Annotated in this window: 12 protein-coding genes; 9 read left to right on the top strand and 3 right to left on the bottom strand. The window is 69.5% G+C overall.

Translation table 11 applies throughout. The features are described 5' to 3' along the window. Positions 1-35 precede the first annotated feature (35 nt). From ACFYVR_RS11155 to ACFYVR_RS11145, 3 genes are all read left to right on the top strand, one after another. Positions 36-305, top strand: coding sequence for an MbtH family protein (locus ACFYVR_RS11155; RefSeq protein WP_387472755.1), 270 nt, complete (start codon positions 36-38; stop codon positions 303-305). Between the two features lie 262 nt (positions 306-567). Beyond that, positions 568-9,753, top strand: a complete 9,186-nt coding sequence (locus tag ACFYVR_RS11150; protein ID WP_387472753.1) for an amino acid adenylation domain-containing protein — start codon at positions 568-570, stop codon at positions 9,751-9,753. Between the two features lie 70 nt (positions 9,754-9,823). After that, positions 9,824-10,216: a hypothetical protein gene (locus tag ACFYVR_RS11145; RefSeq protein ID WP_387472752.1), complete on the top strand. Its 393-nt coding sequence runs from the start codon at positions 9,824-9,826 to the stop codon at positions 10,214-10,216. Positions 10,217-10,306: 90 nt separating this feature from the next. On the opposite strand, the gene ACFYVR_RS11140 is transcribed toward ACFYVR_RS11145, so the two are convergent. After that, entirely contained in the window at positions 10,307-10,993 is a 687-nt protein-coding gene (locus ACFYVR_RS11140) for a GntR family transcriptional regulator (RefSeq protein ID WP_387472750.1), read from the bottom strand. 73 nt (positions 10,994-11,066) lie between these two features. Next, positions 11,067-12,212 (bottom strand): acyl-CoA dehydrogenase family protein, encoded by a 1,146-nt coding sequence (locus tag ACFYVR_RS11135; protein ID WP_387472748.1) that lies wholly within the window; start codon positions 12,210-12,212, stop codon positions 11,067-11,069. Between the two features lie 240 nt (positions 12,213-12,452). Between ACFYVR_RS11135 and ACFYVR_RS11130 the strand changes: the two genes are divergently transcribed. The 3 genes from ACFYVR_RS11130 to ACFYVR_RS11120 all read left to right on the top strand — a co-directional run bounded on the left by ACFYVR_RS11130 (position 12,453) and on the right by ACFYVR_RS11120 (position 16,551). Continuing rightward, positions 12,453-13,973, top strand: coding sequence for an aldehyde dehydrogenase family protein (locus ACFYVR_RS11130; protein WP_387472746.1), 1,521 nt, complete (start codon positions 12,453-12,455; stop codon positions 13,971-13,973). Between the two features lie 6 nt (positions 13,974-13,979). Then, positions 13,980-14,879: an oxygenase MpaB family protein gene (locus ACFYVR_RS11125; RefSeq protein WP_387472744.1), complete on the top strand. Its 900-nt coding sequence runs from the start codon at positions 13,980-13,982 to the stop codon at positions 14,877-14,879. 274 nt (positions 14,880-15,153) lie between these two features. Next, complete coding sequence (locus ACFYVR_RS11120; protein ID WP_387472742.1) at positions 15,154-16,551, top strand: wax ester/triacylglycerol synthase domain-containing protein; 1,398 nt, start codon at positions 15,154-15,156, stop codon at positions 16,549-16,551. Positions 16,552-16,554: 3 nt separating this feature from the next. On the opposite strand, the gene ACFYVR_RS11115 is transcribed toward ACFYVR_RS11120, so the two are convergent. Continuing rightward, complete coding sequence (locus tag ACFYVR_RS11115; protein WP_387472740.1) at positions 16,555-17,787, bottom strand: TetR/AcrR family transcriptional regulator; 1,233 nt, start codon at positions 17,785-17,787, stop codon at positions 16,555-16,557. Positions 17,788-18,083: 296 nt separating this feature from the next. On the opposite strand from ACFYVR_RS11115, the gene ACFYVR_RS11110 reads away from it, so the two are divergent. The 3 genes from ACFYVR_RS11110 to fadD5 all read left to right on the top strand — a co-directional run bounded on the left by ACFYVR_RS11110 (position 18,084) and on the right by fadD5 (position 21,604). After that, positions 18,084-19,067, top strand: a complete 984-nt coding sequence (locus ACFYVR_RS11110) for an NAD(P)H-dependent flavin oxidoreductase (protein ID WP_387472738.1) — start codon at positions 18,084-18,086, stop codon at positions 19,065-19,067. Next, entirely contained in the window at positions 19,064-19,873 is an 810-nt protein-coding gene (locus tag ACFYVR_RS11105; RefSeq protein WP_387472736.1) for an enoyl-CoA hydratase, read from the top strand. The genes ACFYVR_RS11110 and ACFYVR_RS11105 overlap by 4 nt, the downstream gene beginning before the upstream one ends. Before the next feature lie 138 nt (positions 19,874-20,011). Continuing rightward, a complete protein-coding gene (gene fadD5, locus ACFYVR_RS11100) occupies positions 20,012-21,604 on the top strand; it encodes a fatty-acid--CoA ligase FadD5 (protein WP_387472734.1) in 1,593 nt (530 codons plus the stop codon). Positions 21,605-21,706 lie beyond the last annotated feature (102 nt).

Genomic DNA, 21,706 nt, shown 5'->3' with positions numbered 1-21,706 from the left:
CGAAGCGCTGCCCGCGGAGACCGCCGCCCGCCTCCGTGCGGTCGGTACGGCTCGGCTGGACAACCTGTACGGCCCACAGAGGCGGCCGTCTCGGTCCCTTCGACGACGAGGACGGCACCTTCCTCGTCCTGGTCAACGACGAGGGCCAGCACCCCCTCTGGCCCCTGTTCGCGCAGATCCCCGCCGGCTGGAGCGAGGTCCACGGCCCGGCCGCGCGACACGAGTGCACCTCCTACGTGGAGGCGAACTGGACCGACATGCGCCCGACGAGCCTGATCGCCGCGATGGAGCGGGACGCGAAGTGATCGGTGGCGGCAACTCCTCGTCACGGGTACCGGTGGTGCAGTCGAGTCCGGCCCGGATGGACCTCACAGCAACCGACCCCGCACGCGTCCTACCTGGACGTTCGAACACGTCGCGGGCGGGCGGCGGGCGCGGGCGTTGTTGCTCCAGGTCACAGCGCTACCCGTGCCCAGGGCTGGTTCGATACGATCGCGCGGCGAAATAGGGGGTCATTTCGTGTACTGACGGCGTCGGTGCTCCCGACCCAACCCCGTGGAGAGTGTGTTGTCGGATTTGTCACTGTGCGTCGAGGTACTGGCGGCTGCGCAGCCCGACGGCGCGGTGCTGTCCACGGCCGAGGTGACGTTCCTGGACCTGCACCAGCGGGTCCGCGAGCTCGGCGGAATGCTTCCGGGGCTGGACGCCGACGCGCTGGTGACGCTCGCGATCACCGGGCTGGCACCGGAGGTCGCCGGCCGCGACGGTGCCCTTGCCGCTCTCCTCGACCGGATCGAGGTGCAGGGCCGCGACCTGATCGGCACGGACGACCGCACCCTCGTCTCGCTGTTCGACGCCCAGGTCGCCGCCACGCCGGACGCGGTCGCGCTGACGTTCGAGGACGAGTCGGTGACCTACGCCGAATTCGGCGCCCGGGTCGGCCGCCTGGCGGGGCATCTGATCGCGCTCGGTGTCGGACCGGAATCGCTGGTCGCGGTCGCCGCGCGGCGCTCGATCGAGCTGCTCGTCGCGGTCTACGCGGTCGTGAAGGCCGGCGGTGCCTACGTGCCCGTCGATCCGGATCAGCCGGCCGAGCGGATCGGGCACATCCTCGCCACCGCCCGGCCGGTCGTCGTGCTCACCACAGCTCGGGACGGGTTCACCGCAGCGGGGGACACGCCCGTCGTGCTCGTGGACACCGTCGACCTCTCCGGGTACCCCGAGTCGGTGGTGCCGGGGGCGCCCCTGCACCCCGACCACCCGGCCTACGTGATCTTCACGTCGGGGTCGACGGGCCGCCCGAAGGGTGTCGCCATCTCGCACCGGGCGATCGTGACCCGCCTGGTGTGGATGCAGTCCGAGTACCGGCTCGACGGCGCCGACGTGGTGCTGCAGAAGACGCCGGTGACGTTCGACGTCTCGGTGTGGGAACTGTTCTGGCCGCTGCAGGTCGGGGCCCGTCTCGTGGTGCCCTCGCCCGACACCCACCGCGATCCCGGTCTGCTCGCCCGGACCGTGGCCCGGGAGTCGGTGACGACGGTGCATTTCGTGCCGTCGATGCTGGCACTGTTCGTGGCCGACGACCTGACCGGACGCCCCGCGGCGGCCGAAGCGGTGTCGCTCACGCGCGTCTTCGCGTCCGGGGAGGCGCTGCCCGCGACCACTGCCGCGGCGCTGCGGGCCGCGCTGCCGGGGACCCGGCTGCACAACCTGTACGGCCCCACGGAGGCCGCGGTGGACGTGACCTTCCACGAGGTCACCGCCGCGGACTCGGTCACCGTGCCGATCGGTGCGCCGGTGCCCGGCACGCACGTCCACGTCCTTGACCCGCGACTGCGCCCCGTCCCCGCCGGCGTGGCCGGGGAGCTGTACCTCTCCGGTGCGCAGTTGGCACGCGGTTACACGGGTCGCCCCGACCTGACCGCGGACCGGTTCGTGGCCAACCCGTTCGACGCGGGCACACGGATGTACCGCACCGGAGACCTGGTGCGGATGCGTGCGGACGGTGTCCTGGAATACCTGGGGCGCAACGACTTCCAGGTGAAGCTGCGTGGACTGCGCATCGAGCTCGGAGAGATCGAGCAGGCCTTGCTCGCCCACCCGTCCGTCACCGCGGCGGTCGCGCTGGTCCGGGAAGACGTACCCGGGCACCAGCATCTGGTCGCGTACGTGACCGGCGGCGGAGCCGAGAGCGAGTCGGACCTGTTGACGTCGCTGGGTGCCGCCCTGCCGGACTACATGCTGCCCACGGCGATCGTGCACGTGGCCGCCCTGCCCACCACGGTGCACGGGAAGCTCGACCGCGCCGCGTTGCCGCGACCGGACCTCGGCGCCCACACCGGTCGGGCACCGTCGACCGCGGAGCAGATCGTCGTCGCGCGGATCTTCGAGGAGGTCCTCGGCATCGGCGACATCGCCGCCGGCGACTCGTTCTTCGCCCTGGGCGGCAATTCCCTGTCCGCGGCACGGGTGTTGGCGCGGCTGAACTCCGCCCTCGGCGCGAGTGTGACGTTGCGGGAGCTGTTCGACGCCCCGACCGTGGCCGGACTCGCCGCGCTCGCCGCGGCGGGCACCGGGGTCGCACGGCCGCCGCTGACACCCGGCGAGAGGCCCGCGCGGATCCCGCTCTCCCCGTCGCAGCAACGCATCTGGTTCCTCAACCGGTTCGACCCGGAATCCGGGGCGTACAACCTGCCGTTCGGGTTTCGTCTCACCGGCGACCTCGACGTCCTTGCCCTCGAGCGCGCACTGACCAGCGTCCTCGACCGGCACGAGGCGCTGCGCACCGTGTTTCCCGACGACGGCCGCGGACCCTGCCAGCGCGTCGTCGAGACACCGCGACCGGACCTGACCGCGATCCCGGTGTCCGACAATTCGGCTCTGCGCCACGCGATCGAGGACGCCGCGGCCCGCGGGTTCGACGTGACGAGCGAAATCCCGTTGCGCGCGTTTCTCTTCCGTGTCACCCCGCACGACCACGCGCTGCTGCTGGTGCTGCACCACATCGCGGCGGACGGGGCGTCGCTGGTGCCCCTGGCTCGCGACGTCACCACCGCGTACGCGGCGTGGCATGCGGGGTCGGCCCCCGACTGGACACCGCTGCGCGTCCAGTACCCGGACTACGCGCTGTGGCAGCGGGACCTGCTCGGCGACCCGGACGAGGGCGGGTCGGCGCTGTCGCGTCAACTCGACTTCTGGACACGTGAACTCGACGGAGTCCCTGCACTGCTACCCCTGCCGACCGACCGTCCGCGCCCGGCGGTCGCATCCGGGGCAGGCGCGAGCGTCGACTTCGCGGTCGGCGACCGGCTTTCCACCGCGATCCGGGAACTCGCCGCCCACCACCAGGTCACCCTGTTCACGGTGCTGCACGCGGCGTTCGCGGTGCTCCTCGGCCGCCTGTCCGGAACCGACGACGTCGTCGTCGGTGTGCCCGTCGCCAACCGCGGCGAGGAAGCGCTCGACGACCTGGTCGGCATGTTCGTCAACACCCTGCCGCTGCGGACCACCCTGAGCCCGGCCATGTCGTTCGGTGACCTCCTGGGGGCGACCAGGGACGCCGACCTGCGCGCGCTCGCCCACGCGGACGTGCCGTTCGAGCGGGTGGTCGACGCGGTCGCGCCGGAGCGCTCCCTCGCCCACGCGCCGATCGCCCAGGTCGTGCTGACCGTCGACCACGCGATGCCGACCGCGTTCGAGCTCCCCGGCCTCGCCGCGGCGGCGGTGGCACCGCCGCGCACCTACGCGAAGTTCGACCTGCAGTTGGCGTTCGTCGACGACGGCACGGCGCTGTCTGGTCACCTCGTTCACGCCACCGACCTGTTCGACGGACGGACCGTCCGGGGGATCGCCGAGCGCCTGTTGCGCGTCCTCACCACCGTGACGGCCCGCCCCGACACCCTCGTCGGCGACATCGACCTGCTGCATCCGCACGAGCGCCGGGTGCTGGCACCGGTCCGCGGCGCCGCCGGGGAACCCGCGCTGACGCTGCCCGCCCTGCTCGCTGCGGGCGCGCGGGACCGGTCGGCGCAGGCCGTCGAATTCGGTTCGCAGTCGGTGAGTTACGGAGAACTCGACGACGAGTCGAACGCGCTGGCGCGCATGCTCCTCGCCCGGGGCGCGGGACCCGAGCGCGTGGTCGCCCTCGCCGTGACGCGTTCCGTTTCGTCGATCGTCGCCCTCTGGGCCGTCGCGAAGACCGGCGCCGCGTTCGTCCCCGTCGATCCCGCCTACCCGTCGGCGCGGATCGAGCACATGGTGGCGGACTCGGCGGTCACGGTCGGTGTCACGACGACCGCGCACCGACCGCACCTCCCGGGCACCGGCTGGCTGGTCCTCGACGATCCCCGCACCCGTGACGAATGGAAGGCGACCTCGCGCGCGCCGGTCACCGACCGGGACCGGCCCGTCGCACTGCACGTCGACCAGACCGCGTACGTCATCTACACCTCCGGGTCCACCGGGCAGCCCAAGGGGGTGCTCGTCACCCACGCCGGGCTCGCCAACTTCGCCGCGGACCAACGCGCCCGGTACGCGGTCGACGCCTCCAGCCGGGTTCTGCACAGGTCGTCACCCAGCTTCGACGCGTCGATTCTCGAGATCCTCATGGCGACGGCGGCGGGGGCGACCCTCGTCGTCGCAGCACCCGAGGTCCTCGGCGGAGACGAACTGGCGCAGGTGATCCGGGACGGGCGCGTCAGCCACGCCTTCACGACGCCGTCCAGCGCCGCTGTGCTGGCCCCGGACGACCTCGGATCCCTGCGCTGCGTGGTGATGGGCGGCGAGGCCCTCACCGACGACATCGTCGCCCGCTGGGGACGCCGCTTCCGACTGCACAACGCCTACGGGCCGACCGAGGGCACGGTGATGGTGACGGCGAGCCGCCCGCTGCGGCCCGGTGACGCCGTCACGCTGGGCGAGCCGATCCGCGGCGTGTCGGCGCTGGTACTCGACGAGCGGCTGCGGCCCGTGCCCGTCGGCGTCGCCGGCGAACTGTACGTGGCCGGTCCGCAGATCGCGCGCGGCTACCACCGGCGGCCCGCGCTCACCGCCGCACGTTTCGTCGCGAACCCGTACGGCCGCGGCCGGATGTACCGGACCGGCGACCTGGTGCGCTGGGTCGACAGGTCCGCCGCAGGCGACGCCTCCCTCCTCGAACTCGACTACCTCGGCCGCGGTGACCAGCAGGTGAAGATCCGGGGCTTCCGCATCGAGATCGGCGAAATCGACGGCGTGCTTCGCGCCCACCCCTCGGTCGCGCAGGCGGTGACCGTCGGGCGATCGGGCCCGGCGGGGGAAACGGTGCTCGCCTCGTACGTCACCGCCGCCGACCCCGGCGCCGCACCCGATCCCGCTGCGTTGCTCGCGGAACTGCGCAGCCGCCTGCCCGCGCACATGGTCCCGGTGAGCGTGACGGTGCTGACCGCGCTGCCCCGCACCGTCAACGGAAAGCTCGACGCCGCGGCGCTCCCCGAACCCGAGTTCCGGACGGCGCCGAGCCGCGCCCCCCGAAATCCGGTGGAGCAGATGGTCGCGACCGCGATGGCGGAGGTGCTCGGTGTTCCCGCCGTCGGCCTCGACGACGACTTCTTCGCGCTCGGCGGCAACTCGCTGACCGCGACACGGCTCGTCGCCACACTGGGAACCCTTCTCGGAGAGCAGGTTCCGGTCCGCGACGTCTTCGACGCGCCGACGGTGGTGGCGCTGGCCGCGCGGGTGGAGAGCGGCGACCGGATCACGGCGACGCCGCTGGTGGCCCGAACACGTCCCGATCGGGTCCCCCTGTCCCTCGCGCAGCAACGGTTGTGGTTCCTGAGCCGGCTCGAGCCCGACGCCTCCACCTACAACATGCCGCTCGCGATTCGGCTCACCGGCGCCCTCGACCTCGCGTCCCTGCGTGCCGCCGCCGGCGACGTCGTCGAACGGCACGAAACCCTCCGGACGACCTATCCGTACCTCGATGCGGTCGGGGACGCATCCGCCGGGCCGGTGCAGGTCGTCCTCCCCGCCTCCACCGTCACGCCGGACCTGACGCCGGTCCCGCTCGCCGAACGCGACCTCGACGCGACACTGGCCGCGTTCGTCGACCGCGGCTTCGACCTGACAACGGAACCGCCGCTGCGGGGCGCGCTGTGGCGACTCGGTGAGGACGACCACGTGCTGGCGTTGGTGCTGCACCACATCAGCGGTGACGGGTACTCGCTCGGGCCGCTGACCCGCGACCTGACGGCGTCCTACGCGCAGCACGCGGCCGGCGGAGACCCGGATCCGACGCCCCCGCGGGTGCAGTACGCCGACTACACGCTCTGGCAACGGGAGACGCTCGGCGACGAATCCGACCCGACGTCGGTGATCGCCGGCCAACTCGACTTCTGGCGAGGCGCACTGGACGGCATTCCGGACGTCCTGCCGCTGCCCGCGGACCGGCCACGCCCCGCGGTCGCGTCCGGAGCCGCCGACTCCACGGTGACGACCGTCGACCGGGCGCTCGTCGACCGCCTGACCGACCTCGCGTCCACCCGTGGCGTGTCGCTGTTCATGGTCGTCCACGCCGCGCTCGCGGTGCTCCTGGCGCGGACGTCCGGCGCACACGATGTCGTCGTCGGCACTCCGATCGCCGGACGCGGCCACGCCGGCCTCGACCACCTGGTCGGCATGTTCGTCGGCACGCTGCCGCTGCGCACCACGGTCGACGGGAACGAGAGCTTCGTGGACCTGCTCGGCCGGGTCCGGACCGGCGACCTCGACGCATTCGCGAACGCGGACGTGCCGTTCGACCGGATCGTCGACGCGATCGCACCCCCACGATCCACCGCGCGACACCCCCTGTTCCAGGTCATGCTGGCATTCCAGAACCTCGACCCGCTCGACCTCACGCTCCCGGGACTGCGAATCGAGGGGATCGACCTCCACGTCCCACCGATCGACGTCGACCTCGACATCACCGTTACCCCGACGACGTCCGGGGCACTGACCGTCACGCACCGCTACGCCACCGACCTGTTCGACCCGGCGACCGCCACCCGATTCGCCACGCAGCTGGCGCGCATCCTGGACCAGGTGGCCGCGAACCCGCAGGTCACCGTCGGCGACCTCGAGCTGCTCACCGGGGACGAGCGCACGCAGGTGCTCGAGCGGTGGAACGACACCGGACAGGTGGTTCCGGAGGCGACGTTGGTGTCGTTGTTCGAGGAGCAGGTGGTTCGGGCTCCGGGTGCGGTGGCGTTGTCGTTCGAGGGTGTGTCGTTGTCCTATGGGGAGTTCGGCGCGCGGGTGAATCGTCTTGCTCGGTATCTGATCTCGCTCGGTGTGGGGCCGGAGTCGTCGGTGGCGGTGGTGATGCGGCGGTCGGTGGATCTGTTGGTGGCGGTCTATGCGGTGCAGGCTGCGGGTGGGGCGTATGTGCCGGTGGATCCGGATCAGCCGGGCGAGCGGGTGGGGCACATTCTGGATACGGCGGCGCCGGTGGTGGTGTTGTCGACGTCGCGGGACGGGTTCGGCGCTGCGGGGCAGTGGTCTGTCGTGCGGACGGACACCCTGGATTTGTCGGGGTACTCGGATTCGGTGTTGTCCGGTGCCGAGCGTGGTGTGTTGTCGTCGGCGAACACGGCGTATGTGATTTTCACGTCGGGGTCGACGGGGCGGCCGAAGGGTGTTGCGGTCTCGCATGGGGCGATCGTGAATCGTCTGGTGTGGATGCAGGCGCAGTACGGGTTGGGCGCGGATGATGTGGTGTTGCAGAAGACGCCGGTGACGTTCGATGTGTCGGTGTGGGAGTTGTTCTGGCCGTTGCAGGTGGGGGCGCGGGTGGTGGTGGCGGTGCCGGAGGGGCATCGGGATCCGGGGTATCTGGTGGGGGTGATCGCGGCGGAGGGGGTGACGACGGTGCATTTCGTGCCGTCGATGTTGGCGGTGTTCGTGGCGGAGCGGTCGGTGGCGAACGCGGTGTCGCTGAAGACGGTGTTCGCGTCGGGTGAGGCGTTGTCGGCATCGACCGCGCGGGCGTTGTCGACCGTGTTGCCGGGTGCGCGGTTGCACAATCTGTACGGGCCGACGGAGGCCGCGGTGGATGTGACCTTCCATGAAGTGACGGTGGCCGACACCGTGTCGGTGCCGATCGGTGTGCCGGTGTGGAACACGCGGGTCTATGTGTTGGATGCGCGGTTGCGTCCGGTGCCGGTGGGGGTGGCGGGGGAGTTGTATCTGGCGGGCATCCAGTTGGCTCGTGGTTATGTGGGTCGGCCGGATCTGTCGTCGGGTCGGTTCGTGGCGAATCCGTTTGCGGTCGGTGAGCGGATGTACCGGACGGGTGATCTGGTGTCGTGGAGTGCCTCGGGGGAGTTGGAGTACGTCGGGCGTACGGATTTCCAGGTGAAGGTGCGGGGTCTGCGGATCGAGTTGGGGGAGATCGAAGCCGCACTCCTGACGCAGGATTCGGTCGCGCAGGCGGTGGCAGTCGTCCGCAGCGACATCGGAGCGGACGACATGCTGGTCGCGTACGTGGTCGCCGACGGAACCGGCCCGGACGATCCGGCCACACTGAAATCCGCTCTGCACGAGTGCCTTCCGTCCTACATGGTGCCGTCGGTCATCCTGCCCGTCGACGAGTTGCCGGTGAACTCCTCGGGAAAACTGGACCGCTCCGCCCTGCCCGCTCCGCGGCTTCAGACCGGCGAATTCCGTGCACCGGCGACACCGACCGAGGCGCTCGTCGCGGACGTGTTCGCCGACCTGCTCCACCTCGTACGCGTGGGCACCGACGACGACTTCTTCGCGCTCGGCGGCAACTCGCTGATCGCGACGCGGGTGGTGACGCGCCTCGGAGCGGCACTCGGCACCGAGGTGCCGGTGCTGTGGATGTTCGGGCATTCGTCGGTGGCGGCCCTCGCCGCCCGCATCGACGCGGCGCACCAGTCGAATCGTGCCGCGGACAACGCTTCTGCGCTCGACCCCGAGTCTGTGCTCGAGACCGATTCCGCGTTCGACATGCTTCTGCCGCTGCGGGAGGGCTCCGCTCCGCTGTTCTGCGTCCACCCGGTCTTCGGCCTGTCGTGGTCGTTCGGGGGACTCGCACCGCACCTGGGGCCGGACCGCGGACTGTACGGCCTGCAGTCGCCGGTGTTCACGACCGACGGAACGGTGCCGGACACCATCGACGACTGGGCGGCGCGTTACGTGCGGGCGATCAGATCGGTGCAACCGGAGGGGCCCTATCACCTGATCGGGTGGTCGCTCGGCGGCGTGATCGCGCACGCCATGGCCGTTCAGATCCAGGCCGAGGGCGACGAGGTCGCCCTGCTCGCGATGATGGACAGCGTCGCGGGTGACCAGGTCGTGGCGGCCACGGGACCAACGGTGCGCGATCTGCTCGGCGGTCTGGCACAGGATGTCGGCGCATTCGACCTCGACGCGGAACTGACCGTCGAGCGGGTCGACGAACTCGCCGCACACCTGCCCGGGCCGTTCGCCGCCGTCGACCGCCTCGCACGGGTCTTCGACGCCGCCGAGCGGTCGGTCACGTTGATGGGGGACCACCGTCCGCGGATGTTCGCGGGGGACCTGCTGTACTTCGCCGCCGCACGTGACGACGCCTCGGGGCAGCGCGGCGCGTCGACGTGGCGGCCGGTCGTCGACGGTTCCATCCACGTCCATCGGATCGACGCGACGCACTGGGGTATGGCGTCGCCGGACGCGCTTGCCGCGATCGGCTCGGTGCTCCGGGAGTCGCTCGACGCCGAGCCGGTGACGCAGTAGCGCGAGGTCGGACCGGGAATGAAGGTAAACCTTCCTTTACAGTCCGCGGTCGGCGCTGTTCGATGCAGGCATGACCGCAGCGATCGACATCTTCCTCATCCTTCACTTCATCGGACTGGCGGCGATCATCGGCACCTACCTGACGGTGGCGCTCCGCGGAGTTCCGCAGGTGCTCCCCGGCATGATGCACGGCGCCTTCCTCCAGCTCGTCTCGGGACTCGCACTGGTGGGGCTGAACGAGGCGAACGACGCCGACCTGAACCACGCGAAGGTCGGCGTGAAGCTGATCATCGCGATCGTCATCGCCGTCCTGGCCGTCGTCGGTGTCCGCAAGGTCAAGGAGGAGAACGCCGGTACCTCCGGCGGTGCCGCCGTGCTCACGACCACGAGCTCGACCGCGACCCTCGCTCACGCGATCGGCATCCTCGCGATCGTCAACGTCGTCATTGCCGTCGTCTGGTAACCCGTACCCCCGAACACCACAGGCCGCGCCCCGGGATCCGGGACGCGGCCTGAGTCGTTGCGCGAGAAGGTGATCGCGAGCAGTGGGAGGTCAGTCCCAGAGCCCGATCCGCTCGAGGTGCGCGAGCAGCCGCTCCGCGCCGTCGGTGAAGTGGGCACGGGTCACCCGCCCGGCCTCCTGCGCGTCGCCGGCCTCGAGGGCGGCGATCAGCTTCTCGTGGCTGGCCACCGCGGTCGTCCCCCACTGCGGATCCGTCGAGTACAGGTGCGCGGGCGTGTAGCGGATCGCGTTGAGCAGAAACCACGACAGCTTGTTCGCGCCCGCCAGCCGGTTGAGCAACCGGTGGAACCCGAATTCGAGATCTTCGATCTGATCGCTGTCGCGGTTCGCGACGGCCTTGGCCAGCCGGTCCTTGGCATCACGCATCTCGTCGAGCACCTCGGGGGTGACCGCCGGCGTGGCCCGCACCGCGAGCTGCTCCGCGATCTGGCCCTGCAGCCAGAACAGGTCGTGGACGTCCGCCCGGGTGAGCGGAGCCACCACGTAACCCCGGTGCGGCACCAGCTCGACCAGCCCCTCGCCACGCAGCGTCAGCAGTGCCTCGCGGACCGGGGTCACGCTGACGCCGAGTTCGGCGGCCGTCTCGTCGAGACGGATGAACTCACCGGGCCGGACACCGCCGGACATGATGACTCCACGCACGTGCGCCGCGACGTCGTCCGACAGTTGAGGACGACGGCGCAGCGCGGAGCCCCGGGTCTTCTGCGACACGGTCATGGATCCTCCTTCGCGGGCACCTGAAGCATAGGTGGTGGCCGCTCCCGTCCCGGAGCGGTTGGACGACCGGCTTCTACAGCCCGAAGGTCTTGCCGATGATGTCGCGCTGGATCTCGCTGGTCCCGCCGAAGATCGTCGACACCAGTGCACCGCGGACGTGTGCCTCCATGTCGAATTCGGTGGCGTAGCCGTAGCCGCCCATCATCTGCATCCCCTCGAGCGCGACCCGCTTGGCCGTTTCGGTGGCCTTGAGCTTGGCCATCGAGGCCTCCCGGGCCAGCATCCTGTCCGGGTGGGCGTCGGCCTCCCGGGCGACGCTGTACACGAGAAGTTTCGTGCACTCGATCTCGGTGGCGAGGTCGGCGATCCGGTGGCGCAGCGCCTGGAACGTGCCGATCGGCCGGCCGAACTGCTTGCGCTGCGAGACGTAGCCGAGGGTGTCCTCGAAGGCCCGCTCCGCCGCGCCTAGGCTCATCGCCGCGAGGATGAGGCGCTCGAAGTTCAGTCCCGTCATCAGCTGACGCCACCCGTTGCCGACCTCACCGACGACCGCGTCCTCGGGAAGCAGACAATCGGTGAAGTAGAGGTCGTTGGTCTCCTTCTGGCCACCCATCAGTTCGATGGGGTTGATCTTCAGGCCGGGCGTGTTCGCGGGTACGTGGAACATGGTCAGGCCCTCGTGCTTGCCCTCACCGCGGCTGGTGCGGGCGACGAGCAGGATGTTCTCCGAGATGTGTGCGTTCGAGCACCACGTCTTCTGGCCGTTGACCACCCAGCCGTCGGACGTCTTCTCCGCGCGGGTGCTCAGATTCCCGACATCGGAGCCCGCCTCCGGCTCGGACATCGAGATCGACTGCGAGGCGCCGCGGACGATGCCGCGCAGCACGGTGTCCTTCTGCTCGTCGGTGCCGAACTTGGCGTAGGCGCCGCCGGTGATGAGCGTGGGGCCGATCGCACCGATGGGGGCCATCCCGCGCGCGGTCTCCTCGAGGAGGATGCACATGTCCACCATGGTCGCGTCGGAGCCGCCGTACTCCTCGGGGACCGTCAGGCCGAGCCAGCCGAGATCGGCCATCTTGGCGTAGACCTCCTCGCTGTGGGTGTGCGTTCCGTGCTGCGTGAGGTGATCGCGCTTCTCCCGGGTGCCGGCCTCCCGCTTGCAGAAGTCGGCGACGGCCCGGGCGAAGGCGGTCTGCTCGGTGGTGAAATCGACGGTCATCGGATGTTCCCCCTCGGAAGGTTTCGGTGTGGTGTCGCTCTTGCCCGGCGCGTGGGGCGGGGCCTGGTGTGACGGCCACCACGGTACGACAAATCAAATATATGTGATGTGACTCTGGTCGGAAAGGGTGCGAGTACGCGAGGATCGAGACCAGAACCGGTCGACATCGTCAGCCGCCTGCCCGTGACGAACCGAGATTTTCGATCAGTGCCGAGCCAGACCCGACGGAGGAAACGCCCCATGTCCCAGCGGACCCAGAACAAGCCGAGCGCCGCGACATCCGAGCCCGCCCCGGCCACCTTCGCCTCCCTCGACCCACGGACCGGTGCGGTGCTCGCCGAGTACCCGATTCACGGCGCCGACGACGTCGCCGCCGCCGTCTCCCGCGCCCGGGAGGCCGCCGTGTGGTGGGCCGGTCTCGGTTTCGACGGTCGCAGGAAGTGGCTGCGGAAGTGGAAGGCCGCGATCGCGTCGGATGCGCAGTCGCTCGCCGAGGTGATCGCCGCCGAGACCGGTAAGCCGGTCGACGACGCGATCCTCGAGATCATGCTCGCCGTCGAGCACCTCGACTGGGCGTCGAAGAACGCGGGCAAGGTCCTGCGGCGGCGCAAGGTGTCCTCGGGTCTGGTCAGCGCGAACCAGGAGTCGACGCTGGGCTACGAGGCCTACGGTGTCGTCGGCGTGATCGGCCCGTGGAACTACCCGTTCTACACGCCGATGGGGTCGATCTCCTACGCGCTCGCCGCGGGCAACGCGATCGTGTTCAAGCCCAGCGAGCTGACGCCCGGTGTCGCGGTGTGGCTGTCGGACAAGTGGAAGTCCCTCGTCCCGAACCAGCCGGTGTTCCAGGTCGTCACCGGTCTCGGGGCGACCGGCGGGGCGCTGGTGGAAGCCGGCGTCGACAAGGTCGCGTTCACGGGGTCCGGCCCGACCGCCCGCAAGGTGATGGAGGCGTGCTCCAAGACGCTGACGCCGCTGGTCGCCGAGTGCGGTGGTAAGGACGCGATGCTCGTCGCGGCGGACGCCGACCTCGATGCCGCAGCCGATTTCGCGGTCTTCGGTGGCATGGGGAACGCCGGTCAGACCTGTGCCGGTGTCGAGCGGATCTTCGTTGCCGACGACGTGTACGACACCTTCGTCGAGAAGCTGAGCGCCAAGGCGGCACAGCTGCGTCCGGGCGGCGAGTCGGGTGCCTCCTACGGCCCGATGACCCTCGACCGCCAGAACGACGTCGTGCGCAGCCAGGTCGAGGACGCCCTCGACAAGGGAGCGAAGGCCGTCCTCGGCGGGCGCGAATCGCTGCGCGACCCGTACATCGAGCCCGTCATCCTCGGAGACGTTCCCGAGGACAGCACGGCAATGACCGAGGAGACGTTCGGCCCGATCGTCGCAGTGAACCGGATGCGCGATCTCGAGGACGGTGTCGAGAAGGCGAACCGCTCCAGCTACGGCCTCGGCGCGTCCATCTTCACCAAGAACAAGGCCCAGGCGTTGCAGGCCGCCGAGAACCTGCGGACCGGCATGGTCTCCGTCAACTCGGTGCTCGGCTTCGCCGGCGTGCCCTCACTGCCGTTCGGTGGTGTCGGCGAGTCCGGATTCGGACGCATCCACGGAGCCGACGGGCTCCGCGAATTCGCCCGTCCCAAGGCTGTGACGCGGCAGAAGTTCAGGGCGCCGCTGAACCTGCTCACGATGGAGCGCAAGGGTCGCGACATGAAGATCGCTGCCTGGATGCTCAAGACGATGCACGGGCGGGGCTGAGTGAGGATGTTGCTCACGGGTGGTTCGAACGCCACGCGCGGTCGGTACGGCTGGCTGCGCCGGATCGAACATCTCGACCCGGTTCGGGACCATCACGAGATCCATCGCATCACAGCAGGATTCGAGTTCCCGTGGGACTACACCAGGGCGCTCGAGTTCGCGCTGTTTCGCACCTACTGCGTGCCGAGCATCGCCGAGTTGCTCCAACGCACCGGCGAATTCGAGAACCGGCCGCAGAAGCGATACGACGACACCTCGCTGCTGATGGCCGAACTGCTCGAGCACGGCTACGACTCGCCCCGTGGCAAGGAGTCGCTGCGGGTGGTCAATCGGATGCACGGCAAGTACGACATCAGCAATGACGACATGCTGTACGTGCTCACCACGTTCATCTACGAGCCGTTGGACTGGATCGAGCGGTACGGATGGCGGCCGCTGCATCCGAACGAGCGGCTGGCGGCGTTCCACTTCTACCGGGAAGTGGGCATCCGAATGGGAATTCGTGAGATCCCCGCGGACTTCCAGGAGTTGTACCGGTTCAAGTCGGAGTACGAGCGTGTGCACTTCCGGAACACGCCGGCGGTGCACGTCGTCGGCGTGTACACGCGGGACCTGTTCTGCTCGTGGTTCCCGCGTCCACTTCGGCCCGCAGTGGCGCTGGGCGTCACCGCGATGCTCGATCCACTGATGCTCACGGCCTTCGGCTTCACTCCCGCGCCGGGGTGGCTGCGTCCGGTAGCCGAGCGGTCGCTGAGGCTCCGTGCCCGGGCTCTTCGGTTCTTTCCGCCGCGATCGACGTCGACGATCGCCCACGCTCCGAACAACCGGACGTACCCGGGTTATCCGGTCGGGTACAGCCCGAGTGACCTGGGTGCCGATCGGAACCGCGGGAGGCCGGTCGCCTGAGCTGCCGATGCCCCGGCGAAGGGGACGCGGCACGGTCGCCTCGGCCGGGTTCCGCTCTGCCCGGCAAGTCGGCCGGGAAGAACTTAGCGGGGTGAACTATTCCCCGAGAAGTAGGGGATCAACACACACGCGCCGGGGCATCGTGATTCTCGGACGACCAGCGGTACCCGACCTGCTCGACCCGTTGTTTTCGCTCTGGGTGAGCGGCCGCGGGACGCGTCGGGTACGTTCTCCTCGTTCACCGTGGGGGGAAGTAGCTGATGGAGTAGCCGCAGTGCGACAGATCGACGGCCGTGACGCGATTTTCCTCTACGCCGAGAAGCCCGGCGCCGGACAGGTGCTGATGCCCGTTGTGTTCTTCGCGAGCGCGGGCGAATTGCCGGACAGGGCCGAGATTCTCGCGTGGCTCGTGGACCGCGCAGCCGGGCACGAGGTCCTGACCAGCCGGATGGTGCGGGTGCCGTTCGATCTGGATCACCCGTACTGGGTCCCGGATCCGGACTTCGACCCCGCCGATCACATCACCTTCCACGAGCGAGCCTGCTGGTCGGGGCTCCGGGGTGAGCTGGCCCGCATCGCGCAGGAACCGCTGAACCTGTCGCGGCCACTGTGGGAAGCCCACGTCTTCACCTCGGTCCACGGCGTTCCGGGTGTCGACGGTGAGGTGGTAGCGGTCGCGTTCCGGTTCCACCACATGGCCGTCGACGGGCGACTCGCGGTGGAGGTGATCCGCCGGTTCTTCGGCGCGACCACACCCCTGGCCGCAGTCACCCCGCCCCCTCGGTTGCCGTCGGCCTTCGCGCTGTGGGCCAGGGCGGTGCGGCGGATCCCCGCGAACGCGTCGGGCTCGGCACGCGCGGTGGTCCGCGCGCGGTCCGCACGCAAGGCGATGCTCGTCGCGGTCCGAGAGGGCCGTTACCCGGTGCCGAAGGCGACGCGGCCGCGGACCGCGCTGAACCAGCCGCTGGGACCCGACCGGGTCGTCGACACGATCTACCTGTCGTTGTCGGAGTTGAAGTCGTTGAGCGTGCAGATCGGTGACGTCACCGTCAACGACCTCGTCCTCACCGCCGTCGCGCGCGCGGTCTGGGCGTATCTCGGTGAGATCGGGGCGCGCCCCTCCGACAACCTCGCCGCGGCGGTGCCGTTCTCGGAGTCGGAACGTGATCCCGCGGGCACCCGCAACCAGTTCGTCACGATGTCCGTGGACCTGCACAACGACGTGGCCGACCCGGTCGAGCAGGTGCGGGCGATTCACCGCGCGGTTCAGAGCGAGCGCCTTCGGACCGCGAGCGCCGAGTCGGCGGTCCTCGACGCCGTCGGCGGGTCCCTCCCCGGGTTCCTGATCCGGGGTGCGCTCGCGGTGCTCCGCGCGTTGCCCCGGCCGGCCGACCGACCGATCAGTCAGGTGAACATGCTCGTCAGCAGCGTGCCGACCGGGCCCGGTGAGCTGGTCCTCGGCGATGCGGTGGCGGTCGGCGGCTGTTCGGTCGTTCCGCTGATCGGGCTGGGCGGCGTGGCGCACTCTGCCAGCGCGGTCGGGGATGTCTTCGGGATCAGTTGCACCGCCGACCCGAGCCAATTGACCGACCTCGACCGTTACGTCGAGCTGATCCGGATGGCGTTCGAGGAGATCCGTGCAGCCGTGGAGCCGATACCCGTGGCGGTGTGACGGTCACTCGGTGGTGAGCACCGTCGTCATCAGGGCCAGCATTCGCCCGCGTGCGACTGCTCCGGTGTCGAAGTGCATCAGCCGGCCGACGTCGAGGGTCTGGGACAGCGCCGCGTGGACCAGGAAACGGGCCTCCGCGGTGGTGAGCTCGGGACGTACCGCGGTCACGAGATTCACCCATTCCTCGACGTGCAGGCGTTGCACGTTACGAAGATTCGTCCGTTCGGCCGGCGGTAGGTTGCCGATCTCCGCGAAGTACACGGTGAGCACTTCGGGCCGGGCGAAGGCGAGGTCGATGTACGAGCCGGACAGTCGGCGCAGCGCGTCGGCGGGGTCGGCCGAGGCGCCGAGCGCCGCCGCCGTCGCGACCGCCAGGCGGTCGGAGGCGCGGTAGAAAGCTGCGGCGAGCAGGTCGGCCTTGCTGGGGAAGTGTCGGTAGACGCTGGAAGCATTGATCCCTGCCGCGGCGCCGATCTCCTCGATGCTCGAATCGTGGTAGCCCTGCGCCTTGAAGATCTTCATCGCCTCCGCCAACAGCACCTCGCGTTTGGAGGTGACCGCGAGACCCTGCGGCGCGGCGACCTCGTCGACGACCGTGTCCGCCGGTGCGGCGGCCGCGAGGTCGCACCTGAGCACCGCCCACGAGGTGCTCAGGAGGAGTTTCTCGATCCGGCGGGCGGACAGTGGCGCCCGGTGGGCGGTGATGCTGCCGATCACGCTGAGCGTCGACGCGGCGAGTGTCGCGGCGTCGACGGGGTCGAGGTCGGGGCGGATCAGGTGCAGCGAATCGGTGATCTGCCCGTTGAGCGCCGCGAAGTCGGCACGCATGAGTGTGCGGTCGTCGGGCAGCAGGTAGCGCCCCTCCCATCGGTACAGTCCGCCGATGCGGCGGTTCTCCACGGTCGTGGAGATCAGGGCACGCAGGATCGCGTCGAGACGGTCCTCGGGAGGTAGGCCCTCGCTGCGCTCGACGGCGGCGTCGGCGGCGCTGCGGAGGGCGCCGACCGTGCTGAGCGCGGCATGGAGGAACAGGGCGTACTTGTTGGGGAAATGCCGATACAGCGCCGGGCCGGAAATGCCGAGCGTGGCGGCGATGTCGTCGACACCGACCGCGTGGTAACCGCGTTCGCTGAAGGCCTCGGCGGCGACGAGCGCGATCTGAGCCTTGCGGTTCTTCGGGCGTTTGCGGGTTGTCTCGCCTTCCGGAACCGACCGGCTACGGGTCGACTGCGTCATCGGGGCCTCCTGACTTCTCGGTGGAATCCTAACGGAGCGCGATACCCGCGTTCGCCGAAAAGCGAGTCCGCACTCGACCGCGTGTTCCGATCGGCTCGTGTCCGGCGTCGAGCAATGTGCCCATGCGATACCGGGTTTGGTCTTGACAGTCTGCGTCGTTTGCGTGAAAGTTAACCACCATTCGCCCCGGTGTGATGACTCTCACCGTAGGTGCGAACCGACGCACGCGACAGTGCGAACCGACACACACGACAGTGGGTCACCGAACCCGGTGGCCGTAGAGGAGGTGAACCGACATGCTCAGCACTCGCTTCACGCAGACCTTCGGCGTCGAGCACCCCATCGTCCAAGGCGGCATGATGTGGGTTGGACGTGCGGAACTGGTTGCTGCGGTGGCGAACTCGGGGGCGCTGGGATTCATCACCGCCCTGACGCAGCCTACGCCCGAAGCCCTGGTCAAGGAGATCGCCCGCTGCCGAGACCTGACCGACAAGCCCTTCGGCGTCAACCTGACGATCCTGCCGTCGATCACTCCGCCGCCGTACGCGGAGTACCGCGAGGCGATCGTCGAGTCCGGGATCAGGATCGTCGAGACGGCCGGTTCGAATCCCGTGGACCACCTGCCCTATCTGAAGGATGCGGGCGTCAAGGTGATCCACAAGTGTACGAGCGTGCGGCACGCACTCAAGGCCGAACAGGTCGGTGTCGACGCGGTGAGCATCGACGGATTCGAATGCGCCGGCCATCCGGGCGAGGACGACGTGCCCGGTCTGGTGCTGATTCCGGCGGCCACCGCGCAGGTGCGCGTCCCGGTCATCGCGTCCGGCGGCATCGCCGACGCCCGCGGGCTGGTCGCTGCGCTCGCACTCGGTGCGGACGGCGTCAACATGGGCACCCGATTCATGTGCACCCAGGAATCACCGGTGGCCGACGAGGTCAAGCGCCAGATCGTGGAGAACACCGAACGGGACACCACGCTGATCTTCCGGACGCTGCACAACACCGCCCGCGTCGCGACGAACGCGATCAGCCGTGAAGTGGTCGAGATCGAGTCGCGTGACGGCACCGGGTTCGACGACATCCGCGACCTCGTCGCCGGCGCCCGCGGTCGCAAGGTCTTCGAGGACGGTGACCTCGACGCGGGTATCTGGACGGCGGGTCAGTGCCAGGGACTGATCGGGGACGTCCCCACCGTCGCGGAACTGGTGGACCGGATCGTCGCCGAGGCGGAGGAGCTGGTCCGGGGTCGCCTCGCCACGATCGTGGGCGGCGACCGATGACCGCGACCGCGCAGCCGGAACGCACAGCCGGTCTCCTCGTCGCGCTCGACGCCGGCGTCCTCCGCGTCACCATCGCGCGGCTCGAGCGCATGAACGCGATCGACCTCGACACCATGCGCGCGCTCGGTGACCTCCTCGAGGGGCGCGCACGCGAGACCGACGTACGTGTGGTGGTGCTGGCCGGAGAGGGTGGCTCGTTCTGCACCGGCGCCGACCTGATGGCCGCGTCCACGGGACCGCAGACCGACCCTCGGGTGGTGATGGACACCGCGAACCGGGTGATCCGACAAATCCTCACCCTGCCGGTTCCCGTTGTCGCACAGGTCGACGGGGCCGCGGCAGGCGTCGGGGCCTCCATCGCCTTCGCCGCGGACCTGATCTACGCGGCGCCGACGGCGTACTTCCTGCTGGCGTTCGTGAACATCGGGCTGATGCCGGACGGCGGCGCGAGTCTCCTCGTTCCCGCCGCGGCAGGCCGCGCCCGGGCCTCGGAGCTCGCGCTGCTCGGTGAGCGACTGTCCGCCGAGGGCGCTCACGCAGCCGGGCTGATCACCCGGGTCCTTCCCGCCGAGGAACTCGCCGCGCACGTCTCGGGTGTGGCGGCGAGGCTGGCGGCCGGCCCGCGTCGGGCGCTCGAACTGACGAAGCGTTCACTGACCGCGGCGACACTGGACCGGGTCGAGCAGGCTTTCGACCGGGAGACCGAGGGACAGATCGAACTCCTCGCTTCCGCGGACTTCCGTGAGGGTGTGCTGGCGATGCTGAGCAAGCGCACGCCGAAGTTCGGGGCTCGAGGCTCCGACTAACCAGGCAGTGCGGCGACGTCCACATCTGCGAATTCAAGTTAACAAAACCGCCGCGCGGTGGCCTTTCCGTTGCCATAATCGACGCAACCGGAAAGGCGCATAACCGTGCCACACCGTCTCCGTGACAGGGAAGGGCCCATGACGACTCCCGATCTTCTCTCTCAGCCGCTGCAGTCGCGTCGGAATCACTGGAACAACCAGGTCGCAACTCACGCGCTGATGCGGCCCGACGCGGCGGCGCTGCGTTTCCTCGGCGCCACGACGACATGGGCCGAACTTCATCGTCGCAGCGAGGCCCTGGCCGATGCGCTCTCCCGTCGAGGCGTCGGATTCGGTGACCGCGTCCTGGTCCTCATGCTCAACCGTCCCGAGTTCGTCGAGACGGTCCTCGCGATCAATGCGCTCGGTGCCATCGCCGTTCCGGTCAACTTCCGGCTCACGCCGCCCGAGATCGCCTACATCGTGGGCGACAGCGGTGGTGCGACCGTGATCGTCGACGCGCCGCTGGCGCCGCTCGTGACGGCGGTGCGTCAGCAGGCGCCGGAGCTCGAGACCTGCATCGTGGTCGGACAGGACGGTGCGGACGGTGTGCTCGGATACGAGGAGATCCTCGCCGAGGGTGGCGAACCGCACCCACCGGTTGATCTGCCCGAGGACATTCCGGCGCTGATCATGTACACGTCCGGAACGACGGGCAGCCCGAAGGGTGCGGTGCTCTCGCACGCCAACATGCAGGCCAACGCGCAGACCTGTATCCGGGCGTTGAGCATCAAGTCGGAGGGAAGCGTGGGCTTCTGCGCGTCGCCGATGTTCCACATCGCCGCGCTCGGCAGCATGGCGCCGACCATCGCGCTCGGCAACCCGACCGTCATCCACCCGCTCGGTGCGTTCAACCCGACCGAGCTGCTCGACGTGTGGGAGGCGGAGGGGGTCACCAGCGCCTTCCTCGTGCCGGTCCAATGGCAGGCGGTGTGCGCCGAACCGACCGTGCGGCAACGCAAGCTCGCTCTTCAGACGATCAGCTGGGGCGCGGCCCCCGCATCGGACACCGTGCTCCGGGCGATGGCCGATACCTTCCCGGACGCGCAGAACGTCGCCGTGTTCGGGCAGACCGAGATGTCGCCGATCACCTGCGTGCTCGAGGGCGAGGACGCGCTGCGCAAGCTCGGTTCGGTCGGCAAGGTGATCGCCACCATCCAGGCCAGGGTCGTCGACGACGAGATGAACGACGTCGCGGTAGGCGAGGTCGGCGAGATCGTCTACCGAGGCCCCACCATGATGAGCGGGTACTGGAACAAGCCGGCAGAGACCGCGGATGCCTTCGCGGGCGGTTGGTTCCACTCGGGTGACCTCGTCAAGCAGGACGAGGAAGGTTTCGTCTGGGTCGTGGATCGCAAGAAGGACATGATCATCTCCGGCGGCGAGAACATCTACTGCGCCGAGGTCGAGAACGCCCTGTTCGGGCACCCGAAGGTGTTGGAGGCTGCGGTGATCGGGCGATCCGACGCGAAGTGGGGAGAAGTGCCCGTCGCGGTCGTGGCGCTGAAGGAGGGTGTCACCGAGGACCTCACTCTGGAGGAGCTGTCCGCGTACCTCGACGACGTCCTCGCCCGGTACAAGCATCCGAAGGAGCTCGTGATCGTCGAGGCCTTGCCGCGCAACGCCAGTGGCAAGGTCGTCAAGGGCGACCTCCGCAAGGAGCACGGCACCGAGGGCGTCCGGATCGGCTGATCGCAGTGCAGTCCTCGGTGGTGCCGCGGTCGTCGGGGGCCGCGGCACCACCGCCGTCGTTCTGGTGACGAAGAACAGCTCGAGCTGGCGCAATGCGCCCGT

The sequence above is a fragment of the Rhodococcus sp. NPDC003318 genome, from assembly GCF_042879035.1.
Lineage (GTDB): Bacteria > Actinomycetota > Actinomycetes > Mycobacteriales > Mycobacteriaceae > Rhodococcus_G.
This window is presented reverse-complemented; position numbering and strand designations above follow the sequence as displayed.